Source organism: Streptomyces morookaense (assembly GCF_013030945.1).
Lineage (GTDB): Bacteria > Actinomycetota > Actinomycetes > Streptomycetales > Streptomycetaceae > Streptomyces > Streptomyces morookaensis.
Window position 1 is genome coordinate 50403 of sequence record NZ_JABBXF010000044.1, and the last position, 16977, is coordinate 67379.

Consider the following 16977-nt stretch of genomic DNA (forward strand, 5'->3'; position numbering starts at 1 on the left):
GTGTCACCGCTCAGCAGCGGTTGGTTCCGTAGCAGAAGGCCGCCCACTTCACCGCGCCGTCCGGCCCGTACACCACCAGGTTCCCGTCGGCCTGCACCTTCACCGTCGAGCCGGCCACAGGTGTCGCGCCGCCCTCGCGGTTGTTGAGGTTGAGCGCCCAGTGCGCGGTGCCGTTGCCGTCGTACATGACGAGGTTGCCGTCGCTCTGGAAGTCCAGGTGGGCTCCGTCGATGTCGGGTTGGCCGCTCCACCAGTCCCTGCGCGGGCCGTTGAGGTGCAGTTGCCCGTTCTTCTGCAGCGTCAGCGTGGTGCCGCCCGCGGCGACGGACGAACCGGCCTTCATCGTGAAGCCCGGCTTGAGGACGACATCGCCGTTGCCCTGCGAACCGCCGACGGCCCGGTAGATGGTGACGGCCTCGTCACGGAAGGAGGCTGCGGCCGCCTGGTTCAGGTATGAACCGGAGTACGAGCCGATGTCGTACACGCCCCCGCCGTTGCGGAAGGCGTCGGCATCGTAGACGCCGCCGCCGGACGCGCCGCCGGCCAGTTCGCTGTCGCCGTCACAGGAGCTCCGCAGCAGGATCTGCGGAGGGTTTTCCTGACCCCAGTGGGCGGGCTGCTCGCACACGTGGAGCTGGTTGACGTCGCCGGGGATCCCGGCGAAGGCGACATTGGACGGCAGTGCCGCGTTGAAGGCGATGCCGGCGGACCCGACGACGTCCTGCACGTGCTTGCCGTTCTGCGGGTTGACGGCGATGAATGCGGTGTCGTCGTTCTGCTGGTCGTTCTCGGGGGTGATCGCGGCACCGCGCCAGGTGAACCAGCCGTAGGGGGCGTGCTCGCCGCTTGCGTCGACGTACCAGCCGGGGGCGAAGCGGTAGTTGGCGTTGGGATCGATGGTGGTTTTGTCGGGGAGTGTCTTCATGCAGTGGCGGGCGGTGGCGAGGGTGTCGTGATTGTCGGACACGACGACGGTGGCGGTGCACAAGCCCATGTATCCTCCGCCGAGGTCCCAGTTGAGCCGCCCGGTGAAGGTACGGACGCTCTCGCGGAGGTCGGCGGGTCCGCTGCGGAGGGCGTTCCGGCCCTGTGCGGCGGTGGCTGGTGTCGCCGGCCGGGTGCCGGCGATCTTGACCGACTCGCCGCCGGTGGCTGCCGTGCCGTCTTCGGCCCCGGCCGCACGTCTTTCCGGCCCGGGCCGGCCCTCGGCCTTCTTGTCGAGGGTGGGAGCGAAAGTCTTGTCGTGTGCGTGCTTCTCCCAGAACGAGCGGATCTGGGCATCCGACCGGGCGGCGGACACGTACCCGTTGTGACCGGGGGAGGAGCTGGGGGAGGGGCTGGGGGCGGGAGCGGGCGCGGCCGCCAGGGCGGTGGCCGGCATCAGCAGGCTGCCGGCGGCGGCAGTCGCCACGGCCGTGGCGCGGAGCGTGTGTATGACGTGTTTGGCGTGCATGCGGCATCCGTATCCGTGAGGGGCTGGGATGCCGGAATGGTGGCGGGGGCCGTTCAACAGACGGTCGACACAGGGTCGTTACCGCGTTTGTCCGCCAGGGCCGCGCCACCCTGACGCCAGCCTGTTGGCCACCTTCGCCACCCCTGATGACCTGCGGTGAAGGTGTATTCGACGGCGAGGGAGGACGGGGTGGTCGCCAGATGTTCGCAAGGGCACTCCAGGATTCGCCATCCCCGTGACCTGCAGGAATCCAGGACAGCACGGGCGTCCGCGGCATGGGCAGTTGCTACAGTGGCGGGCGTCGTCGACCTGCAACTGACTGAACGTCAAACCTGCAGTTGAAGCTCTGCGGACTCCGTCGACTCCGCGGACCGGCCGGCGAGGGCAGTTTCTCGCGCGGCATACGAAAGACCCGGCTCCGTCGGCCCCCGGAGCCAGGTCGGTCACGCGCGAGGCATCGCGTGGGCCCGGCCGACTACCCGGCGGCCGGGCCCACTTGGCAAGCAGACCGACCGATCGTCCGAAACCACGTCAGCGGCACGCCGTCAGCGCACCAGCTGATCGCAACACCGCGCGATGGCGGCAACCACGTTCAGAAGTGCTGCCGAAAGCGTCATCCGGTTCCCGGTACGCCCCGAGGCCCTGCGCCGGACGGTGATGGCCCGGCGTCGGGGAATTCCTTGCCAACGGGGCCGAGTTGGAGGATGATGCCGCGCTTCGCCGACGGGCTCCCGCCGCCGCCTCCGCCCTGGTGAAGGGCTCTTGATGGCCTTGGTCGCTGCTGACATGATCGCCCCACTCGCACCACCAGACCCATCGGCCACACTCCCCAGGAGAACCCTTGACTCCCCAGTACGACGAGATTGCGGCGCACTACCGCGAGGTCGACCGTGTCGTGGGCCCCTATCGCGAAGGTGTGGAAATCCCCTCGCTGCTGCACGCCATCGGCGGGCTGAACGGCGCCTCGGTCCTCGACCTCGGCTGCGGTGTGGGGCCGTTCACCCGCGTGTTACGCCGCCAGGGAGCCGCCGCGGTGCTCGGCGTGGACGCCTCGGTCGCGATGATCGAGCTCGCACGGCGGAGAGAGCGGGAAGAACAGCTCGGCGTGCGCTACGAAGTGCACGACATCACCGGCCTGCCGGTGCTGGGCGCCTTCGACATCGTCACCGCAGCCCTCGTCCTGCATTACGCGGACAGCCGCAGCACCCTGGAACGCATGTGCCGCAGCGCATACGCCAACCTCGCTCCCGGAGGACGCCTGCTCGCCATTGTGGGAAACCCCGGTCTGCAGCCGGAGATCTCCCAGCCCAACGGTTTCGTCCTGCACCGCTCCGATCAACTGCGCGAGGGGGATCCGTACACCATCTCGATCCCCACCACGCCGCCGACATCGCTCGCCGTTCACTACTGGAGCCGCGCGGCGTACGAGGAGGCTCTGCAGAACTGCGGCTTCACCGACGTCTCCTGGGAGCCGATGCTGGGGCTGCCGGCGGATGCCGAACCGGTGGGCCTGTTGTTCAGTGCGCGGCGCCCGGAAGGGGGCGGCGAGAGCCGCTCGGCTGCGGTGGCGGCTGTGGGTGCGGGGAGGCCGGTGTAAGCAGGGCATTGCCGTCTTGCCGTGTGGTGCCATGTGGTGCCACACGGCACCACATGGCGGCGGGTGGCGCGGTTTGGTGCGCCACCCGCCGCCACTGTGTTGTTCATCCACTTCCCCCGCGTGTGCAGCTCCTTGGGATCTCACACCGGCCCCGTCGTGGTGCCACTGGGGCTTGCGTGTGGCGCCATTGTGGTGCCATTATCTTCGTCATGGACCTCACGCCGTATGTCGGCACTCTGCGCCGGGAGTTGGCGGTGCCCGTCGTGCCCGCCGCGCCGCCCACGGAGGGCGAGGAGGGCGGCACCGCCCGCACCGTCGGACAGAACATCACGGGCCGGGTGCGCTGACCCCGCACCCCCGCCCACTCCACGACTTCACGCAGGACGGGACAGTCATGCCTTCTTTCGCCACCCCCGAACCGATCTCCGTCACCGCCCATGTGACGGCAGGTTCCATCCAGTTCATCGCGGGCGACCGCACCGACACCGTCGTCGACGTACGCCCCCGCGACCCGGAGAAGGAGCAGGACGTGCGAACGGTCGGCCAGACCGAGGTCGCCTGCACCGACGGCCTCCTCACCGTCGTCACCCCCAAGCAGCGCTATCTCGTCGGCCGCACCGGCACCGTCGACGTGACGGTCGAACTGCCCGCGGGCTCGGACATCGACGTGACCGGCGCCTGGGCCCAGGTGCTCGGCGAGGGTGGCCTCGGCGAGGTCCGCGTCAAGACCTCTTCCGGGGACGTCCGCCTCGACGCCACCGGCCCGCTGCACCTGAAGGCGTCGCACGGCTCGATCACCGTGGGCCGGGTGGACGGCATGGCCGAGATCACCACCAGCTCCGGCAGCCTGCGCGTCGGCACCCTCGACGGCCCTGCCGTCCTGAAGAACTCCCACGGCACCACGACCGTCGGCACCGCGACCGGCGAGCTGCGGGTCAGCGGTGCGAACGGTGACATCGCCATCGCCTGCGCCGAGAGCTCGGTCACCGCCACAACCGACCACGGCACCCTGCGGGTTGCCGAAGTCGCCCGCGGAAACGTCCAGGTGGAGACCTCCTACGGCGCCATCGAGGTCGGCATCCGCGAAGGCACCGCCGCCTGGCTCGACGCCGACTCCGGCAACGGCCAGGTGCGCAACACCCTCACCACCACCGACACCCCGGACCACACCCAGGACACCGTGCGGGTCCGCGCCCGCACCCGTCACGGCAACATCGACATCCGCCGCGCCCGGTCCTGACGCCGCTCCCCGGCGTCTCCCCGGCCGCGCTCCAGCCTTCGACCGGCTGGACACCATTCATGTATCTGTCATGCTCACACCAGCAAAGGAATGTCCGATGAGCCAAACGATTCCCACTCCGCACGGCCTTCCGATGGAGCGCAATGCGGGCCCCTTCGACCCGCCCCGCGAACTCACCCGGCTGCGCGAGGCCCGCCCGGTCAGCCCGATGCTCTTCCCCGACGGCCACGAAGGCTGGCTCGTCACCGGATACGAAGAGGTCCGCCAACTCCTGGCCGACACCCGGTTCAGCTCCCGCCAGGACATCGGCGTGCTGCACGTGCCGTACGAGACCCCCGGAATGCCCACCCCCACCGAACCGTCCCCGCAGATACCGGGCATGTTCGTCGCCATGGACCCGCCGGACCACACCCGGCTGCGGCGCAAGCTCATCGGCGCCTTCACCGTCAAACGCATGAAGCAACTCGAAGAGCACATCGTCGACATCGCCGAGCGGCACCTGGACGAAATGGCGCGCCTCGCCCCGCCGGTCGACCTGGTCAAGGAATTCGCACTGCCGGTGCCCTCGCTGGTGATCTGCGAACTGCTCGGCGTCCCCTACGCGGACCGGGAGACCTTCCAGGTCAACTCGGCCAAGTTCCTTGTGAGGGAGCAGACGCTGGAGGAAAAGGTGGCCGCGTACGGTGCACTGACCTCGTATCTGGCCGAACTGGTCACGGGCAAACGCGCCGAACCCGGCGACGACATCCTGTCCGACCTGGCCCGCGACGAGGACCTCTCCGTCGAGGAACTGGTCGGCATCGCCTTCCTGCTGCTCTTCGCGGGCCACGAGACGACCGCCAACATGCTGGGACTGGGCACCTTCGCGCTCCTGGAGCACCCCGAGCAGCTGGCCGAACTGCGGGCAAACCCGGATCTGATGCCCGATGCGGTCGAGGAACTCATGCGCTACCTGTCCGTTGCGGACATCTTCTACCGCTACGCCACGGAGGACATCGAACTCGGCGGCGAAACCATCACCAAGGGCTCGACCGTCGTCGTCGCGCTGCTGGCCGCCAACCGCGACCCCGGGCGCTTCGACAACCCCGACACCCTGGACGTCCACCGCAAGGCCCGCGGTCACGTGGCCTTCGGCCACGGCGTCCACCAATGCCTCGGCCAGCAATTGGCCCGCATCGAAATGCGCGCCGGTTTCGCGGGATTGCTGCGCCGCTTCCCGACGCTCGAACTCGCCATTCCGGCCGGCGAGGTGAAGCTCAAGACCGACATGAACATCTACGGCGTCCACGAACTGCCGGTCACCTGGACGGAAGCAGCCCGGTAGGCCGAGCGACAGGGGGAGCGGCCTCTTCTCGAACGCTCGAATACTCGAACAGAGGCCGCTCCTCGGCGCTGCCGTGTCCGGTCACCTCATCCCGGGCAGACTCCGCAGTTCGTCCGTCTTCAGAAGGCGCGCGAGGAGCAGGAACAGCACGGCCATCGTGGCGCCTCCCGCAGCCAGGGGCAGGACAGGCGCCCAAGTCGTGCAGGAGCGGGCCGCGAGCCAGCCGAGCCCGCTTGCGGACACCGCGGAGGCGACGAGCTTGCCGTAGGTGCGGCACAAGCGCCGCCCGTCCAGGCGGCCTTCGAGGCGGCGCCGCAGCCGGACCGCGGTGAGCAGCATGCCGACGGCGTACGAGGCTGCGTAGGCCGCGGCCATGCCGGTGACGGCCCAGCGCGGGGGCAGCAGCAGATGGCAGGCGGTGGCCAGGGCGATGTTCACGGCGCCGATCCACACCGCCATCATGAACGGGGTGCGGGTGTCCTCGAAGACGTAGAAGCCGCGCAGCAGCAGGTATTGGGCGGAGAAGGGGATCAGCCCGACCCCGAGCGCTTGCAGCATGTGGCCCAGCGGCCGGACGGCCGCCGGGCCGGCGGCTCCGTGGGCGAAGAGCAGCTGAGCGATCTCCGGCCCGAAGGCGAGGAAGAAGAACGAGGTGGGGACGATGACGACACCGCTGATCCGCAGGGCGCGGGAGAGGTCGTTGCGTACGTCGTCCGGGCGCCCTTCGGCGACGGCCCGGCTCATGCGGGGCAGCAGGGCGGTGACCAGGGAGACGGTGACGACGGCCTGGGGGAGCATCCAGATCGTCTGCGCGTTGGAGTAGGCGGTGAACCCCACCCCGCCCTCGGGCAGGGCCTGGTCGGCGGCCGAGGCGTAACGGGTCACCACCGTGCTCGCCACCAGGTTGGCCAGGACGAACAGCAGTGTCCAGCGGGCCGCACCGATGCTCTTGCGCAGGCCCGCCCCGCGCCAGTCGAAGCGCGGGCGGAACCGGAAGCCGGTCGCGCGGACGAACGGGACCAGGGCGACGGCCTGCACGGCAAGGGCCAATGTCGTGCCCACGCCGAGCCAGGTCACTTGTGCGGGGGTGATGTCCTGCACCCGGTCCGGAACGGTCATGAGCCCGACGTAGACGCCGAACACCGTGATGAGCACGACATTGTTGAGAACCGGTGTCCAGGCCATCGCCCCGAACCGGTCCCGGGCGTTGAGGACTTGCCCCAGGATGCTGAACAGGCCGTAGAAGAAGATCTGCGGGAGCAGGAACCGGGCGAACGTCACCGTCAGCTCGAAGGCCGGTGGCCAGCAGCCCCGTCCCCAGCGCGGCGGCCTGCAGCACCTGCCGGATCAGCCCCGTGGCCCGGGACATCAGGGTCCCCGCCGCCATCAAGAGTGACGACTGCGCCAGTCCTCCTTTGCCGCCGCCCGACTGAGGGGCCGCGTGCCGCCCGCGCTTTCGCCGTTGCGGTCCGGTGCGGGCCGCAGTCCGTATGCCATTGCCATCCGTCATACGGCCAACCTACGGCCCGAGATCACATGAAGTGGTGTCCGATCTGCGCTCGCGTACCCGGAGCCGTCAGTTCTGCCTGCCACGCTCGCCGCGCCCTGCAGTTGAACACTTGATAGGCCTCTCCGTCCTCTGATCCGAAGGGCGCTGCGCCCCTCCCGGGCCCCGGATCGAAGCGTGCGCAGGCGTCATCCGGCCCCCTCCGAGTGTCAACTGCAGGGCGCGGAGGCGCCCGTTCAAGCTCCCTGGAAACGGTTGACTTCGTTCGGCGGCATCGCTCAGCATCGGGCGGCGACGGCGCGTTCGATACGGCTCTGTCGCACCCATGACGGCGGATCAGCGATGAGGCCCCGTCAATCACTCGAACCGTTGAAATCAATCGGGGGTAGAACGTTGAAGGTGACGATTTCGCCACGCTTCTCCGAAGTCGACGTGCTCGGTCATGTCACCAACTCCGCAGTGCCGGTCTGGTTCGAGCACGGCCGGCTGCCGATTTTCCGGCTGTTCAGCAAAGAGCCGAACATGCGTGACCTCGCGCTCATCCTGCGCCGGTACGAGATCGATTTCACCCGGCAGATCTTCGCATCCGACGACGTCGTCATCGAGACGAAGGTCGCGAAGATCGGGAACACCTCGATCACCATCGAGCAGACGGCCACGCAGAACGGTGCCGAAGTCGCCCACGGCACCTGCATCATGGTCCATTTCGACTACGAGCGGGAATCCACCGCCGCCATCCCGGACCACCTGCGGGCCGAACTGACCGCGCTGTCCGCGTAGCACCGCACACCAGCACCGACTTGTCTGCCGAGATTGGATGTTTGTCATGAGTGTGTCGCGCGACCAGCTGGTCGGCCTCGATTCGTCCGAGTTCCTCGACAACTTCCGGCGCAATATCGAGGAGTTCGACAGCGCCCGGCTGCCGCAGGAGCCGTTGTCCAAGGAAAGCCTGCAGAAGCTGGTCGACCTGGGCCTCTATCTGCCGGCCATCCCGCGCTCGTACGGCGGCCGGGAGAGCCACCGGGAGATGTGCGAGATCATCGAGATCATGTCCGAGCGCAATCTGCCGATGGGCATGTACACCATGATCGTGACCGTGCTCTTCCTCCGCAACGTGGCGTCCAGCGGTGACGACGTGCTGAAGAAGGAGGTCTTCGACGACTTCCTCCACAACCCCGTCATCGGCGGTCTCGCCTTCACCGAGCCGAGCAGTGGTTCCAACCTCGCGCGCATGCAGACCACTTACCACGACGACGGTGACACCTACCGGATCACCGGCACCAAGCACTGGCAGGCGTTCAGCGAGCAGGCGGACTGGTGGATCGTCTGCGCCAAGCATCCGGAGCGCAAGGAATTCGCGTACTTCGCCCACAAGCGGTCGGACGGCGGGTTCGTGACCACCGAGGTCTACGACAGTCTGGGGCTGAAGAACCTCGGATACGGACTGAACACCCTCGACCTGCGCGTGCCCCGCCACTACCGGCTCACCAAGACCCGCGAGAGCCTGGGCGACGCCGCCGAGATCCTGTGCGGGTCCCGGTTCAGCAAGGCCGCCATGGGCAGCGGATTTCTGCGCCGGCTGAGCACGGAAGCGCTGCGTCACGTCACCACGAGGGCCATCGGCGACGGCACCCTGCACGACATCGACTACGTCCGGTACAAGGTCGACCGCATCAAGCAGAACTACGTCGTATGCAATGCGCTGTACCGGCAGCTGATGCTGGCGGAGGACTACTACACGGACCTGGAAAACAGCATGTTCGCCTCCCTGGCGACCAAGGTGCTCGCCTCCGAGCTCATGCTGGAATCCGCCATCGACTACCAGCAGTTGTGCGGCGGCGAGGGATACCGCAAGGACGCGCCGGACAACATCGCCGCCTGCGCCCTCCTCGACGCGCGCGTCTACACCGTCTTCGACGGCACGAACGACCTGCTGTGCCAGCACCTGGCGAACCTGTTCCTGCGCCAGTTCCGGCAGTCCGGCCTCCGGTCGCCGCTCGAGTACGTCGGCCGGTTCGGCTACCTGGAAGATGCGTTCTTCCACATCACCGACATCAACCTCAGCCACATCATCGACGCGCCGTCCCAGGACAAGACCGTGATCCTGGGCCGCATCCTCTCCCGGATATACGGAATCGGCATGCTGGAGAAGGCGTCCCGGTCGGCCGCGCCCAACACACGGCTCGCCGTGGACGAGGCCGACTTCCCCAAGGCGATCGCCGTGCTGAAGAACGAGATCATCTCCCTCGTCAACGAATACGAGTTGGCGGGGAAGCTTGCCGGTGCCCCGTGCACGCCGGCTGCCGATGCCCGAGCCGGCGCGGTGGCAGACGCCAAGGCCGGCGTGCGCCAGTGACCGGCGGAAACAAGAACCTCAGGGTTTCGCTGATCGTGTTGGTGTTCGTCACCATCTACGGATCAGGCTTTGTGGGCGGCCGGTACGGCCTGCCCTATGCGGAACCTCTCTACTATCTGGCGATCCGGTTCGGCGCGACCGCAGTCATCCTGTTCGCCCTCATCATGTGCCTGAGGGTCGCCTGGCCGCGGTCCGGCTATCTCCACCTCGTCGTCAGCGGCATCCTGCTGCAAGGCGTGTTCTCCGTCGGGGTGTTCTACGCGCTGTACCGCGGCATGACGCCCGCGGTCTCGGCACTGATCATCGCCCTGCAGCCCATTCTGGTGTGGCTGATGGTCTCCGTCGTGACCGCGAGAAAGGTCCGGCTGATGTCGGTCCTGGCCCTCATCGGCGGGGTGGTCGGTGTCGCCATCACGGTGTACCGGGGCCTGGAGTCGTCGTCCGGACTCACCCCGACCAATGTCGCCTTCGGATTTCTCGGTCTGCTGGGGCTTTCCACCGGGCAGTTCTACTTCCAGATGAAGAACCCCGGCGCCCACCCGCTCGTCAACGGATGCGTCCAGTCCGGCTCGTCGGCCGTCGTCATGCTCGTCGGCGCGCTGATCTTCGAAAAGGGCGTCATCCGGTGGACACCGCAGTTCCTGCTGTCGGAACTGTGGATGTCGGTCGGGGTGTCGATCGGTGCGCTCAGCCTGCTGTTCGTCCTGATGCGCTCGGAGAGCGCGGACCGGGTGGCGTCGTACTTCTACGGGGTGCCGATCGCCGCAGGGCTGATCGCCTGGCCCGTACTGGGCCAGCGCCCGACCGTGTCGGAGATCGTCGGGTTCGCGGTGATCGTGGTCTCGATCATCGTCTTCAACCGGAGCAGCCGGTCGTCCGGTGCCGAGGAGGTTCCGGCGGCGGCGCCGGTCGGCGACAATTCCGTGCCGGTGGCCGAGCGTTCCTGAGCGGATCCGGCCGGGCCCGCCCCCACGACGGCGTGGGGGCGGGCCCGGCCGGGTGCCTCCGGGCCGCTGTTCAGCGCCCGCCCGGATCGTCCCCTTCATCCGGGCCCGTACCATGACGGGATGCCCGGCGCTGTGCCAGGCGGGCCGCCAGACCGATGACGAGGGCGGCCACCACGTCCGCCACCACCTCGCGTGAGCCGGACAACTGCCCATGGAGCGCGGTCGCGACGACGACCGCCGCGACGACCGCGCACCAGAAGTACAGCGTGCCGTTCGGCGGCTGCGTCCCGGTCTCCTGCGTCTGCTGCACTACCAACCACCTCGGTGCGGTCCACGATGCGACGACGTCACGGCCGCGAGCACTGGCAATTCTTCATCCCGACGACCGCGCCGCCCAGCGCGCCGCCGAAGCCGCCGACACCGGCGCCGGCGACGCAGCCGGTCTCCAGGCCTGCGACGCAGCCGGCCACCCCGCCCGCGAGGGCGGTGTCCTGGCTCTGCTTGCCGACGCACTTGATCCAGTCCATGAAGCCGTAGGGCGGCCAGCACCTCCAGGCCGCCGACATCGGGCATGTTGACGTCCACCAGCGCCACGTCCGGCCCGAACTCCCGGGCCGCTTGCAGCGCTTCCGCCCCGACGGCCACGGTCACCTCCATGCCCCGGCCGACTCCAGCATGCTCTTCAATCCCGCACGCACCAAAGCGTCGTCGTCGACGACCAGCACACGGATCGACAAACCGGAAAACCCCCTGGCTCGCTCGGAAAACGGGAAGGCCCGGGTCGGCGGACGACCCGGGCCTTGCCCGCAGAAGACCCTAGCGGATGACGTCCGCATATACGTGTGCCCCCCACCGACCATGGCCGAAGACGATCTGTCGCCGAGTGATCAACCCCTGGCACTGTGCAGTCACATGACGATTGCCTACGTATTCGGCGGAATGCACAACGAGGGCTCGACCGCCGCCCCGATGTACGAGCGGTACGCCGCTGCCCGGTCCACGTACCGACAGGTCGAGGAGTGGACCGGGTACGACCCGGACCAGCTGCTGGGCCGCAGCGAGCCGCCGTTAGGCGCCCCCTCGCGGCGGGTGAAGGCCATCCGGCAGGCCGCGCAGGCACTCGCGGTGCACGACGTGCTGACCGAGCTCGGCGTGCGGCCCTCGGTGACGGGCGGGCTCAGCCTGGGGGCACAGGTCGCCGCGTGCATCGCCGGAGCCGTCAGCCGCGAGGCGCTGTTCACGCTGTTCGCCCGGTCGTGGGACGAGCCGGGCAGACCCGGGGGAGAGGCAGCGGCAAGAGCGCAGGGTGTCGCCTTCGTCGGGATCCCGGTCGGGGAGGATCCGGACGGGGATGCATACGCGCCGGACCGGGTGGGCGGCTCGTACCGCGGGGTCGACCTCGGGCCGGTGGGGGACGGCACGATGAGATGCGTCATGTTCTCGGGATACCTGGACCAGTTGGAGCGGCTGGCGGAGTCGTTGCCACCCGGGCACCAAGTCGCCAAGATCTCCGCCGAGTTGCCCGCGACGCATTCGCCGATCCAGCAGCACATCGGCGATGCGATGGCGGCCGAGATCGCGGGCATGGTCTTCACCGATCCGGACATTCCCGTCTGCTCGTGCCTGGAGACGCGCACGCTCACGACGGCCGGTGACGTACGCGACCTTTTCCTGCGCATCACCACGACGGGCGTGAGCGTCCCGAAGCTGCTGGACGGCCTGATGACGCACGGCCCGGGACTGGCAGTTGTGCTGGGCCCCTCGCAGTTCGACCGGTATCTGCGCTCGCGGGTGCCGGTGGCGCATGTCGAGAGACCGGGGCAGGTGGAGGGCGTGCTGCAGGGGGTGGGGGCGGCTCCGGCGGTTCGAAGGCTGCCGGCGCAGGGATCCGTAGCGGTCGTCCCAGGCGCCTGAGGTGAGATCATGGTGAAGGTGGTCGGCGTACTGCTTCTGCAGAGCAGGTTCGACGGAGCTCCATGCCGAACACGTCTGGTGGGCCCCGGAGTCGAGAAGGCGCTCCGGGCGTCCGTAGCAGGCCTCGTTGAAGCCGTCGGTGCAGTCGAGGGGGATCGGTACCGGCTCCACCACCGAGCGGCCCCCGAGTGCCTCGGTGATGTCGCCGATCGCCGGGTACCGCCTGGCTTCGGTGTGTCCAGGATCAGCGGCGCGTAGGCGTACAGCCAGAAGTCGCGTACGCGGTCGGGGTCCCAGGTGAGGATGACGACGGGTCCGCGCGCCACGCGTCGCATCTCCCGCGGGCCGGCCTTGAGGTCGCTCCATTGATGCACGCTGAAGGTGGTCATGCCGGCATCGAAGGTGTCGTCGGCGAGCCGCAAGTTCTCCGCTACGGCGTCAAGCGCAAGGCGCCGGGGCGCCTGTGCGGTTGCCGAAGGACCCTGAGCCCGAGCCGCGTCCTTGCGGTTCGGGCTCAGAGGCCTTCGGTGACTCCCCTAGAAGAAGCCCAGCTTCTGGCGTGTGCGGTGCTCGGCGACAGCGGTGATGTGGCTGCCGACCAGTCGCGCCATTACGGCCGTACCGGCGGCCGCTCCGCACATCCGCCGTCCGTCAGCCCCGGTAGACGGCGCAGCGCTAGGCGTTGCTCCACCCGGCTGTGCTGGAATACGAGTCGAGCAGGTCCACCACGAAGACCAGGGTCGAGCCCGGCGGGATCAACGGCGAGGGCGACTGATTGCCGTAGCCGAGACGCGGGGGAACGATGATCTCGCGCCGACCGCCGACCTTCATCCCCCTCACCCCCCGGTCCCAGCCCTTGATGACCCTGCCACTGCCCAGGGCGAACTTGAACGGCCGGCCCCGGTCCCAGGAGGCATCAAACTCCTTCCCGGACTCGAAGGTCACCCCGACATAGTGGACCCTGACCACCATGCCCGGCTCCACCTCGGCCCCGTCCCCGACGATCAGGTCCCGGATGGTCAGCTCGGTAGGAGCGTCACCTTCCGGAACGTCGACCTCGGGCTTCGTCAGTTCACTCATGGCAGCCTCATCACTCTTCGTCGAAAGTCCCGCACGGACCAGCCGGGCGCGTGGGCACCCCGTGCAGCAGATGGTCACGCTACCGAGAGTGCCGATTCCCGGAGCACATCAGATCCAGTGGCCAGGCGTGATGATCTTTCGTGTAGCCGATGAACGCGACTCCGCACGCACGGTCAGGCGGCAGGGGGACGAGTTCGGCGTCGGGTGAACTGGGGCCAGGCGACAGTGAGTCGCCCGGTTGTCAGGTCAGGGTTCTGAGGTGGTGCCCTCGACGGGTAGTCCGTCGCGGGCCCGGTTGCGGCTCCAGGTGACGGCGTAGATGTCGGGCATGTCGTTCGTGTGGGTACGGCGGCTGCAGACGTAGTGGTGCGCGATGTAGCAGCAGCCGCCGGGGAGAGGTTCGCCTTCGGGTCCGGTGCTGGCCCATCCGCCTGGTGTCATCAGCCAGCGTTGTCCTTGAGGGACTTCGGCGCTGGGGAGTGGTTCAAGTTCGAGGAGGATCCAGCGGTCTTCTGGGGTTCGGCGGAGTTGCTGGGGCCAATCGCATTCGGGACAGGCGACGGTTCGCGTGGTCTTGTTTACCCCCATTCCTCAGAGATTGCCGCTTTGTGGTCCGCTTGGTCAGTGGCCAGGTCGGTCGTTTGTGCTGGTGGCGGGGGTGCGGGTGGGCTGCCGGTCGGCCAGGGCGTCGCCTCGTGTCCCGGTGGCAGGCAGGGCTGTTGGCTGGTGAGGCGGTCTTGCCCAAAGGTTTCGGTCTGCGCCCCCAGCTCGTCCGCATCTTCGCCGATACCAACAACGGCACCGTCCCCTCCCCATCGGCTCTCGCCGACGCCATGACCGTTCTGGAAGGAGTTGCCTCCACGATGCACGCAGGAGTTGACAGGGAACCGACTCGTAACGACGCAGCCCCTGACCTGCTCCGTGCAGGTCAGCCGTGGCGCTGGAACCAGTAGACGAACAGGCTCACCAGGCCGGTGCCCGTTCCGTAGCAGATGCCGCGCAGCATCAGCCCGATGGCAGCGCGCCGACGGGCGGCAGCCCACCGGAGCAGGCGGTTCGGCGTGCGGCAGAGCCGATGTGCGAAGCGGCGGAGGCGGCTGTCGTGCATGGAAGATGTCCTTGTCGTCGGGGGATGTCGCACGAGGAGCCCTGTGCAACCCTCGGCCTGGGAAACCGGGTTGCTCGCAATGGGGCTCCTTGCTGCTGCTCTGGTCAGGGGCGTATGAAGTCCCTCAGCCGTTCGGCAAGCTGCCGGTCCGGGCGGCGGACGATGATGCAGTCGCCGGTGCCGTCATCCGCGAGCCGGTCGACCTCCCTTTCCAAAGTCTTCGTGGGGGCGGCAGCCTCGGATCCATGGGCATGCACGTAGCGGGCGACGAGCTCCATCCCCTCGATGAAGTCCTCGTCCAGCGAGACGTCCGTGTGGGTCGTGGAGTGTGTCACCTGGTGGCGCCAGTGGGTCGCCTCGCGGTCCTCGCCCAGGGAGAGATGGTGCAGGTACAGGCAGTAGCCGGCCGCACGGTGACCGGCACCGGCAGCCAACTGCCACCAGAACTGGGCGGACTCCGGATGTGTGGACACCAGGACACTCGGTCCGGACGGCCGCCGCGGAACGGCGTCGTGTGTGCTCCGCCCGGAGCTGCCGAGGCGCCGGATCCAGGCGTGCTCGCGGCGGGGGCGCGGTGCCGCCTGCCGTGGCAGCGCCCTCCGCCGCTGGGCACGGCACCGCGCAGCAGGGCCGAACGCGTTCGTGCGCTCCGACGGCATGCCCGCCGCCCTGGCCAGTGTCACGGACGGTAAGGGGCACACCCGTACGTACACCGCGGGCGTCGGCGTCGGCGTCACCGGCGCCAAGGTGCCCGCGAACTCCTCGACCTCGCTCTGCAGCACAAGGGCGACTTCGAACCCGGCAAGGACTGGAAGTACAGCAACACCACTTCGTCGGCCCCTTGGGCCTGACCGGGCAGTCACTGGACCCGCAGCTCGTCGAGCGCCCCCCACGGCGCCGTCCACCTGCTGCCCCCCCTCCTTACTCGCTCCGGCCGCGTACCAGTACGCCGAGGCGCTCCAGCGACGCGGCGCCGAAGTCGCCGTCCGCCCCGATGGCTCCCTGACCGTGCGCGCCGACCAGCTGGCTGCCTGCGAAGTGGACCTGCGCGACTGGACGGCCGACCGGCGTTTGCGCACCGGTCCTCGGGCACGCAGGCCGGCTCGGCATTGCCCGTCGGGAGCCAGGCCCCTTGCCGCCACCGGGGGTTGTCCCCCCTGGCCGTACGGGTGGTGCCGCCATGGTCGCGCCATGCCCGCCGGCCATACGTTTCATGAGGTCGAACCGCCCATCGAGCCATCGGAGAAGCCCTCGTGACACAGGCCAGTGCCGCCCTCGCGGAACCCGCCGCAGGCAGTGACTTCGCCCCGCTGCTGCGCCAGGTGCGGGCAACGGGGCTCCTGGAGCGCCGACGCGGCCGGTATGCGGCGGCCATCGCCGGCGATCTGTTCATGCTCGCCGCCACTGCCACCGTGGTCGTGCTCACCGGCGACACCTGGTGGAACCTGCTGCTCGCCGTGCCCCTGGCGGTCTTCTCCGCCCGTGTTGCCTTCATCGGACACGACAGCGGACACGCCCAGATATCCAGGACCCGCCGGGTCAACCGTGTCCTCGGGACTGTCCACGCCAATCTGCTGCTGGGTATGAGCTACGGCTGGTGGAACGACAAGCACAACCGCCACCACGCCAATCCCAATCACGTCGACAAGGACCCGGACGTGGGGGTGGGCGCACTCGTGTGGACCCAGAGCCAGGCCGCCCGGCGGGAGGGCTTCGCCCGCTGGCTGACCCTCCATCAAGCACGGCTCTTCTTCCCCCTGTTGCTGCTCGAAGGCATCAACCTGAAGGTCTCGGGCGTGCGCGACCTCAAACAGCGGGAGCCGCGCGACCGCCACATCGAAGCGATACTTCTGACACTGCACGCGGCGGGGTACGCAACTCTGTTGCTGACCGCCATGTCGCCCGGCAAGGCAATGGCTTTCGCTCTGCTCCACCACGCCCTCTTCGGCCTTCACCTCGGTATGGTCTTCGCCCCCAACCACAAGGGCATGGAGATGCCGGACCCGGACGGCGAGCGCTGGGGGCACCTGCGACGCCAGGTCCTCACCTCCCGCAATGTCCGGGGCGGCGTGGTCGTCGACTGGTTCATGGGCGGGCTGAACTACCAGATCGAACACCACATCTTCCCCAACATGCCGCGTCCCCACCTGCGGCTCGCCCGGCCTCTGGTCCGCGCCCACTGCCGGGCGACCGGCCTGCCGTACACCGAAACCGGACTCGTCGAGTCCTATGCGCAGGCGCTGCGCCATATGCACGCCGTCGGAGCCCCACTGCGGGACGGACAAGGAGCCGGGCCTCGTTGAGCCGCACCCGGGCTCCGGGCGGAGCCCGTCCACGCCCCCGTGGGCGCAAGCCGCACGGGGGCGTCGGCGTTGAGGCCGGTGGCCACCAGACCGGTTGGCCACGTTGTCCCGGATGCCCTCCTCCCACAGCGCGTTCGCGTACACGACG

General features: G+C 68.6%; 16 protein-coding genes and 1 pseudogene. 9 read left to right on the forward strand and 8 right to left on the reverse strand.

What is annotated here, in order from left to right; all coding sequences use genetic code 11:
- Positions 1–10 precede the first annotated feature (10 nt).
- A complete protein-coding gene (locus HG542_RS19905; protein ID WP_171083330.1) occupies positions 11–1453 on the reverse strand; it encodes a hypothetical protein in 1443 nt (480 codons plus the stop codon).
- Positions 1454–2294: 841 nt separating this feature from the next.
- Between HG542_RS19905 and HG542_RS19910 the strand changes: the two genes are divergently transcribed.
- The 4 genes from HG542_RS19910 (at position 2295) to HG542_RS19925 (ending at position 5614) form a co-directional block, all read left to right on the forward strand.
- Entirely contained in the window at positions 2295–3050 is a 756-nt protein-coding gene (locus tag HG542_RS19910) for a class I SAM-dependent methyltransferase (protein WP_171083331.1), read from the forward strand.
- Positions 3051–3259: 209 nt separating this feature from the next.
- Positions 3260–3397: a hypothetical protein gene (locus HG542_RS19915; protein WP_171083332.1), complete on the forward strand. Its 138-nt coding sequence runs from the start codon at positions 3260–3262 to the stop codon at positions 3395–3397.
- Positions 3398–3444: 47 nt separating this feature from the next.
- Complete coding sequence (locus tag HG542_RS19920) at positions 3445–4290, forward strand: DUF4097 family beta strand repeat-containing protein (protein ID WP_171083333.1); 846 nt, start codon at positions 3445–3447, stop codon at positions 4288–4290.
- 97 nt (positions 4291–4387) lie between these two features.
- The gene (locus HG542_RS19925) at positions 4388–5614 is read left to right on the forward strand and encodes a cytochrome P450 (RefSeq protein WP_171083334.1); all 1227 of its coding nucleotides are present in this window, start codon (positions 4388–4390) and stop codon (positions 5612–5614) included.
- A gap of 81 nt (positions 5615–5695) precedes the next feature.
- Here the strand turns inward: HG542_RS19925 and murJ are convergent.
- Positions 5696–7124 (reverse strand): annotated as a pseudogene (gene murJ / locus HG542_RS19930) (murein biosynthesis integral membrane protein MurJ).
- A 396-nt stretch (positions 7125–7520) separates the two neighbouring features.
- On the opposite strand from murJ, the gene HG542_RS19935 reads away from it, so the two are divergent.
- From HG542_RS19935 to HG542_RS19945, 3 genes are read left to right on the forward strand one after another with little or no spacing between them, the layout of a single operon-like run.
- A complete protein-coding gene (locus tag HG542_RS19935) occupies positions 7521–7901 on the forward strand; it encodes an acyl-CoA thioesterase (protein WP_218039056.1) in 381 nt (126 codons plus the stop codon).
- Positions 7902–7947: 46 nt separating this feature from the next.
- A complete protein-coding gene (locus HG542_RS19940; protein ID WP_171083336.1) occupies positions 7948–9477 on the forward strand; it encodes an acyl-CoA dehydrogenase family protein in 1530 nt (509 codons plus the stop codon).
- A complete protein-coding gene (locus HG542_RS19945; protein WP_171083337.1) occupies positions 9474–10424 on the forward strand; it encodes a DMT family transporter in 951 nt (316 codons plus the stop codon). Before HG542_RS19940 ends, HG542_RS19945 begins: the two co-directional genes overlap by 4 nt.
- Positions 10425–10494: 70 nt before the next feature.
- Here HG542_RS19945 and HG542_RS19950 read toward each other — a convergent pair whose 3' ends face one another.
- Positions 10495–10734, reverse strand: coding sequence for a hypothetical protein (locus HG542_RS19950; RefSeq protein ID WP_171083338.1), 240 nt, complete (start codon positions 10732–10734; stop codon positions 10495–10497).
- Positions 10735–10771: 37 nt separating this feature from the next.
- A complete protein-coding gene (locus HG542_RS19955; RefSeq protein WP_171083339.1) occupies positions 10772–10951 on the reverse strand; it encodes a hypothetical protein in 180 nt (59 codons plus the stop codon).
- A 385-nt stretch (positions 10952–11336) separates the two neighbouring features.
- On the opposite strand from HG542_RS19955, the gene HG542_RS19960 reads away from it, so the two are divergent.
- Positions 11337–12338 carry an ACP S-malonyltransferase gene (locus tag HG542_RS19960; RefSeq protein WP_171083340.1) on the forward strand — a complete coding sequence of 334 codons (1002 nt, stop codon included), beginning with the start codon at positions 11337–11339 and terminating at the stop codon, positions 12336–12338.
- Between the two features lie 675 nt (positions 12339–13013).
- Here the strand turns inward: HG542_RS19960 and HG542_RS19965 are convergent.
- The 4 genes from HG542_RS19965 to HG542_RS19980 all read right to left on the reverse strand — a co-directional run bounded on the left by HG542_RS19965 (position 13014) and on the right by HG542_RS19980 (position 14999).
- The gene (locus tag HG542_RS19965; protein ID WP_171083341.1) at positions 13014–13418 is read right to left on the reverse strand and encodes an FKBP-type peptidyl-prolyl cis-trans isomerase; all 405 of its coding nucleotides are present in this window, start codon (positions 13416–13418) and stop codon (positions 13014–13016) included.
- Positions 13419–13664: 246 nt separating this feature from the next.
- Positions 13665–14006, reverse strand: a complete 342-nt coding sequence (locus HG542_RS35180; protein ID WP_227724767.1) for a DUF6083 domain-containing protein — start codon at positions 14004–14006, stop codon at positions 13665–13667.
- A 340-nt stretch (positions 14007–14346) separates the two neighbouring features.
- The gene (locus HG542_RS19975) at positions 14347–14526 is read right to left on the reverse strand and encodes a hypothetical protein (RefSeq protein ID WP_171083345.1); all 180 of its coding nucleotides are present in this window, start codon (positions 14524–14526) and stop codon (positions 14347–14349) included.
- 104 nt (positions 14527–14630) lie between these two features.
- Positions 14631–14999, reverse strand: coding sequence for a hypothetical protein (locus HG542_RS19980; RefSeq protein WP_171083347.1), 369 nt, complete (start codon positions 14997–14999; stop codon positions 14631–14633).
- A gap of 780 nt (positions 15000–15779) precedes the next feature.
- On the opposite strand from HG542_RS19980, the gene HG542_RS19985 reads away from it, so the two are divergent.
- A complete protein-coding gene (locus HG542_RS19985) occupies positions 15780–16829 on the forward strand; it encodes a fatty acid desaturase family protein (protein WP_229922881.1) in 1050 nt (349 codons plus the stop codon).
- Positions 16830–16977 lie beyond the last annotated feature (148 nt).